Raw genomic sequence first — 4,879 nt, forward strand, 5'->3', positions numbered from 1 at the left:
CGGGGCGCGGCGGCGGGACCGGTCCGGCTCCGTCAGCGGGGACCGGTCCGGCCCCCGGACCGCCCGGGGGCCGGACCGGGGCCCGCCGAGGCCGGGCTGTGGCGGCCCGGCCCCGGCGGGCGGCGGCGGTCAGCCGTCGGCGGCCTCCTGGCCGGCGCCGAGGAGCGCGGGCGAGGCGTACCGCGACCAGGACAGGCAGCCGTCGGGCGGGCAGTAGTCGGGGCGGCGGGCGTCGTGGCCCAGCTCGCGCAGCTTCGCGCGCACCGAGTCCGGCGTGCGGCCGAAGCGGGCGGCTATCCGCGCGACGGTCTCGCCGTCGTGGAACCGGCGGGTCAGGTCCTCCTCGTGCTGGGGCACCCAGGGGGCGCCGTGGCCGGGGAACAGCTCGCGCAGCACGTCGCGGTCCGGGATGGGCTCGGCGACGTCGGCGACGAGGGCGAGGGCGCGCAGCGCGCGGTTGAGCGCGATGCGCAGCGGCGGGACGTCGGTGAGCGGCAGGGTGAGCGAGCCGGCGGCGAGCGGGGCCTCCGGGGCGTCCTCGCGCCAGCCGGTCAGGGTCAGGGTCACGGTGGAGTCGTCGTCGCTGGCGAGCTCGATCCGGAAGATCTTGTCGCCGAGCGGCAGTTCGTTGAGGTGCCGGAATGCCATGAAAACAGCTCCCAGGTGTCCAAGTCCGCCAATCCCCGTGCGGATTGGCTCGGACTAGGTCCATCCTCCCAGGGGGGTCTGACAATCGGGCGGCGTCGCGAGGTGCCCGTCCGGGCCGGGGATCCCCGGGCAGGGCGGGGGCCGCGTACGCCGGGGCCGGTTCGCGGTCCCCGACCGCGACCGGGGCCGGACGCCGGGTCCGTACCGCCGTCCGTACCGCCCGTTCACAGGCCGGCCCCGAGCGCCTGGCGGCCACCGTGCCCCAACCTGTGAAGCCCACCGTCCCCCGCGGCCCGGCGCACGGTCCGGACAAGCCCGACCGGGTCCCATCGACCCGCCGAGTCGGACGGGGCTTTCCTCCGGGGCGGGGTACAGGCCCGGGACGCGTTTCCGGGCTGGCGGCTGGAGGTTCGGCCTTCTCTCGTCCCCTCTCGCCGCCCCTGCCCCGCCCCCGGGCCCGCGGCCGGTCGTACAGCCACCCCGCGGGTCCCGGCCGGTCCCCGCGGCCCGCCTGCCGGTGCCCGGAGCCGCCTCAGGCGGGTGCCCCCTGCTCCCCGTCCGGGGCAGGGCGGGGGCTCGGCCGCGCCCGTGCGGTCCGTACGGTCAGGGCAGGCCGTACGGACCGCACGGGCGGTGCGACCCGCGTCCGGCAGCGGCCGTCGCGCCCTGCCCGGCCCGTCGGGACCGCCTCCGGGTGCCCGGCCGTACGGCTCTCGCGGGCTCGCGGTGCGCCGGACGCGGCGCGGCCCGCAGGGACCGGGGCGGCCAGGGTGCGCCGGTGGCAGGGTCAGCCCTTGTCCAGGTACTCGGCCCGCTCCTGGTCCAGCAGGGCGTCCAGCGCGGCGCGCAGCTCCGGCAGCCCGGCCAGCTCGGGGTCGGCGGCGACCACGGCGGCGGCCTCCTCGCGGGCCGCCGCGATCACCTGCTCGTCCTCGATGACCGCCAGCACCCGCAGCGACGAGCGGGCCCCCGACTGGGCCTGGCCGAGCACGTCGCCCTCCCGGCGCTGCTCCAGGTCGATCCGGGACAGCTCGAACCCGTCCAGCGTCCGGGCCACCGCGTCGAGCCGCCCGCGCGCGGGGCCGGCCTCCGGGGCCTCGGTGACCAGCAGGCACAGGCCCGGCGCCGCGCCGCGGCCGACCCGGCCGCGCAGCTGGTGCAGCTGGGAGACGCCGAAGCGGTCCGCGTCCATGATCACCATCGTGGTGGCGTTGGGCACGTTGACGCCCACCTCGACGACGGTCGTCGCGACCAGCACGTCCACCTCCCCCGCGGCGAAGCGGCGCATGACGTCGTCCTTGTCCTCCGGCGGCATGCGCCCGTGCAAGGCCGCCACGCGCAGGCCGTCCAGCGGGCCCTCGGCCAGCCGCGCCGCGATGTCGAGGACCGCGAGCGGCGGGCGCTTGTCGGCGTCCTCGCCCGGGTCCGCAAGCTCCCCGGAATCTCCGGAATCCCCGGAATCTCCGGAGACTCCGGGCTCGGGGACGGCGTCCCGGTCCGCCGCCCGGGGCCGCCCCGCCTTCCGGGCGTCTCCCTTCCCGGCCTTCCCGGCCTTCCCGGTCTTCTCTGCCTTCCCTGCGGGCGCCGCCGCCTCGGCGTCGGACTCGTCCCCGATGCGCGGACACACCACGTACGCCTGGTGCCCGGCCGCCACCTCCTCCCGGACCCGCTCCCAGGCGCGGGCCAGGAAGTGCGGCTTGTCCCGCGCGGGCACCACGTGGGTGGCGATCGGGGAGCGGCCCGCCGGGAGCTGGTCCAGCACGGAGGTCTCCAGATCGCCGAAGACGGTCATGGCGACCGTCCGCGGGATGGGCGTGGCCGTCATCACCAGCAGGTGCGGCGGCTGACTGCCCTTGGAGCGCAGGGCGTCGCGCTGCTCCACGCCGAAGCGGTGCTGCTCGTCGACCACCACCAGGCCCAGGTCGTGGAAGCGCACCTTGTCCTCGATCAGCGCGTGGGTGCCGACCACGATCCCGGCCTCGCCGGTGGCCAGGTCGAGCAGGGCCCGGCGGCGGGCCGCCGCGCCCATGGAGCCGGTCAGCAGCACCACCTTGGTGCCCTGCTCGGCGCCGCCCAGCAGGCCGCCCTCGGCGAGCGGGCCCATCATTTCCGTGATCGACCGGTGGTGCTGCTGGGCCAGCACCTCGGTCGGCGCCAGCAGGGCCGTCTGCCCGCCCGCGTCCACCACCCGGAGCATCGCCCGCAGCGCGACCAGCGTCTTGCCCGACCCCACCTCGCCTTGCAGGAGCCGGTGCATGGGGTGCTCGGCCGCCAGGTCGGCGAAGATCTCGGCCGACACCTTCTGCTGGCCCTCGGTCAGCGCGAACGGCAGCCCGGCGTCGAAGAGGTCCAGCAGCCCGCCCTCCACCGGGCCGCGCGGCACGGCGGGCAGCTGGGCGTCGGCCAGCCGCCTTCTGGCCAGGGCCACCTGGAGCACGAACGCCTCGTCCCAGCGCAGCCGGTCGCGTGCGGCGGCGATGTCCGCGCGGGAGCGCGGACGGTGGATCATCCGCAGCGCCTCGGGCAGGGTGACCAGGCCCCGGCCCGCGCGCAGCGACGGCGGCAGCGGGTCGACCAGGCCGACCAGGGCCGCGTCCTCCTGGCCGGGCGGGCCGAGGACGGTGTCGACGGCGCGCTGGATCTGCCAGGAGGCCATCTGCGCGCACGCCGGGTACAGCGGCAGCAGGGCGCCCGCGAACTCCTCGACGGCCGCGGCGCCGCCCTCCGGGTCGAGAACCTTGTACTCCGGATGGGCGAGCTGCCGCTTGCCGTTGAAGACCGACACCTTGCCCGCGAACAGCGCGCGGCGGCCCGGCGGCAGGTCCGCGCGCGGCTTGTGCAGGCCGCGGCCGAAGTAGACCAGGCGCAGCCGGCCGCTGCCGTCGGTGATGGTGATCTCCAGGCGCTGGCCCCGGCCGCGGTTGAAGGTCAGCACCCGGGCGTCCTCCACCTGCGCGACGACGGTCACGTGCTCGTCCAGCGGGAGGTCCGCGAGCCGGGTCAGCTCGCCGCGCTCGGCGTACCGGCGCGGGTAGTGGTGCACCAGGTCGCCGACGGTGCGCAGGCCGAGGTGCTCGGCCATCACCTTCGCGGTGTTGCCGCCGAGGACGTTCTTCAGGGGTTCTCGCAACGCTGGCACGTGTCCCATTGCACACCACACCGCTGACAGCCGGGCCGCGGCGGGCCGGGGCGGCGCCGCGCGCGGCGGGCTACTCGACGCCGATGATCAGCGGCAGGGACGGCTGTCCGCCCTGGTAGACGACCGTGTCGACGGCCAGGTGCGCGGTGCGTACGTGCCGCTCCAGGCGTTCGGCCAGGTCCTCGGGCGCGCCCTGGCCGAGCACGAGGGTGACCATCTCGCCGCCGGCCGCCAGCATCCGGTCGAGCACTGTGCGCGCGGTCCCGGCCAGGTCGGCGCCGATCACCGCGACATCGCCGTCGATGAGGCCGAGCACGTCCCCGGCCTGGCACACCCCGGCCATGGTCCACGACTCGCGCTCGGCGACGGCCAGCTCGGCGTGGCGGGTGGCGCCGGCGGCCGAGGTCATGGCGACGACGTCCTCGTCGAAGCCGCGCGCGGGCTCGTGGACGGCGAGCGCGGCGATGCCCTGGACCGGGGAGCGGGTGGGGATGAGGGCGACGCGCACGCCCTCGCCGCGGGCCCGCTCGGCGGCGCCGGCGGCCGCGGTGCGCCGCAGTTCGGCGTCGTTGGGCAGCAGCACCACCTCGGGGGCCCGCGCGCGCCGGATGGCCGCGGCCAGCTCCTCGGCGGTGGGCGGCCGGCCGGGGCGGGCCACGACCGCGTGGGCGCCGGCCTCGGCGCACAGCGCGGCGAGCCCGTCGCCGGGCACGACGGCGACCACCGCGCGCGTGAGCGCGCCGGAGGCCGGGGAGCCGTCGGCGGCGGGCAGGCCGCCGGGGGTGTACGGGGCGGGGGGCGCGGCGAGCGGGGTGATGCCGATGCGGTGCGGCCGGCCGGCCTCGACGCCCGCCTCCACGGCGGCGCCCGCGTCGGCCACGTGCACGTGGACGTGCCAGAGCCCGTCGCCGCCGCCGATGACGAGGGAGTCGCCGAGGGCGTCGAGCCGGTCGCGCAGCCGTGCGACGGCCGCGTCGCCGGCTTCCAGCAGGTAGACGACCTCGAAGGCGGGGGCCGGGGCGCCGGCCGGGCCGGTGTCCGGCGCCGCGGCGCCCACCGGTCCGGGGCCGCCGGGCGGCAGGCGCCCCGCGG

At 77.8% G+C, this 4,879-nt stretch carries 2 protein-coding genes and 1 pseudogene; all 3 read right to left on the bottom strand.

What is annotated here, in order from left to right; translation table 11 throughout:
* Window positions 1-129: 129 nt before the first annotated feature.
* Window positions 130-648, bottom strand: coding sequence for a hypothetical protein (locus RKE29_RS27885; protein ID WP_312008461.1), 519 nt, complete (start codon window positions 646-648; stop codon window positions 130-132).
* A 787-nt stretch (window positions 649-1,435) separates the two neighbouring features.
* Complete coding sequence (locus RKE29_RS27890; RefSeq protein ID WP_312008462.1) at window positions 1,436-3,796, bottom strand: ATP-dependent DNA helicase RecG; 2,361 nt, start codon at window positions 3,794-3,796, stop codon at window positions 1,436-1,438.
* Between the two features lie 61 nt (window positions 3,797-3,857).
* Window positions 3,858-4,879 (bottom strand): annotated as a pseudogene (locus RKE29_RS27895) (dihydroxyacetone kinase); the annotation flags it as partial.

The organism is Streptomyces sp. B1866 (assembly GCF_031932565.1).
GTDB lineage: Bacteria > Actinomycetota > Actinomycetes > Streptomycetales > Streptomycetaceae > Streptomyces.

Coding starts and splice junctions, on each gene's coding strand:
- RKE29_RS27885 (WP_312008461.1), bottom strand. CDS start 648: ATGGCATTCCGGCACCTCAACGAACTGCCGCTCGGCGACAAGATCTTC.
- RKE29_RS27890 (WP_312008462.1), bottom strand. CDS start 3,796: ATGGGACACGTGCCAGCGTTGCGAGAACCCCTGAAGAACGTCCTCGGC.